Raw genomic sequence first — 1,123 nt, forward strand, 5'->3', positions numbered from 1 at the left:
GGGGGTTTCGTGTGGTTGTGGGTGCGGGTATTGTTCGTGGCCAGGCTGTTGTGGTGGTTCTGAAGGGTATTGCGGGGTGGTCTGATGTTCAGGATTCTTCGTTATCAGTCGATGAGCTGGATAACTTACTCGGGTTCTGCAATGGGAATGATTTTTTCTTCGTGGCGGTGATAGGTGATATGAGCTGAGCGGTTTGTACGGTGGGGTGTCATGCTGCCGGGTGTCATGCTGTCGCTGGGTTGTTCTGGAGGGTTTCTGGCTGGGGCTGGTGGCTTGGTGAGGAGGAGTTCGGGTGTCGATGGCGATACTGAAGCTGCATCGTTCAGCATCGATGGTCTCTGTGGGAGGGCTGGTGATAGCTGCTGTGTTGTTCCTGGGCGGGTGCGGCACAGAGCCCGGGCCTCCCTCAGAGCCTGGGGCTCGTTCGGAGTCTGGGGCTGGCTCGGAGGCTGAGGGCGGGAGCGAGCCGACCGGTGCCTCTGTGACTGATGGTGAGGGTGCGGGTGAGGGGCTCATTGATGTTGAGGGTGGGTATACCCAGGGTGAGCAGATGGCCGAGTTAGAAGCGGTGGTTGAGGTGATGCGGGAGCACTTCGGTGATGAGGTCGCGACTATTGATGGTGAGCTGTGGTCTGCTCAGCGTCATGATGAGGAGGTCCCTGCGAGGCCGAGTTATGACGGGTATAACCATGTCATCAATTTTGATATGCCCGATGGGGATGTGGAGGAGACCTATGCGACGGCTGGGGAGATCGCCGCGGAGCTGGGTCTGAGCGAGAACATCAACAACAGCGGTGGTGTGGATAAATACGGCAGGATCTTCTATGGCGCCGGCAGGGAAGAGGACCGGATCTTCCTGATCGCGAGCAACATCACTGCTGATGGTTTCAGGGCGACGTATCAGACACGGAAATCAGACGACGAAAGTGTGGTGGCAGCTTACGAGCGGATCATCGAGCGGCGTAGGCAAGAGAGAGAAGAGGAATTCGGACCGGATAATCCCCGCCAGATGAAGGATATCGAAGAGCTTGAAGCTTCTGAGGCGGCCGAAGAATGAGTGGCCCGTTGCAGGTTGGTGCCGGGTTCCTCAGGCGGTGGCCGGTGTCCACTTTATCAGTATTGC

The 1,123-nt window shown here is 57.7% G+C and carries 2 protein-coding genes; both read left to right on the forward strand.

The window, feature by feature from the left end:
• Positions 1-188 (forward strand): hypothetical protein (locus tag RIL96_RS13255; RefSeq protein ID WP_310549485.1); only part of this gene is annotated, 188 nt, incomplete at its 5' end.
• A 110-nt stretch (positions 189-298) separates the two neighbouring features.
• A complete protein-coding gene (locus RIL96_RS13260) occupies positions 299-1,057 on the forward strand; it encodes a hypothetical protein (RefSeq protein ID WP_310549486.1) in 759 nt (252 codons plus the stop codon).
• Positions 1,058-1,123: the final 66 nt, after the last annotated feature.

Source organism: Nesterenkonia aerolata, assembly GCF_031470965.1.
GTDB classification, from domain to species: Bacteria; Actinomycetota; Actinomycetes; order Actinomycetales; family Micrococcaceae; genus Nesterenkonia; species Nesterenkonia aerolata.

Coding starts and splice junctions, on each gene's coding strand:
- RIL96_RS13260 (WP_310549486.1), top strand. CDS start 299: ATGGCGATACTGAAGCTGCATCGTTCAGCATCGATGGTCTCTGTGGGA.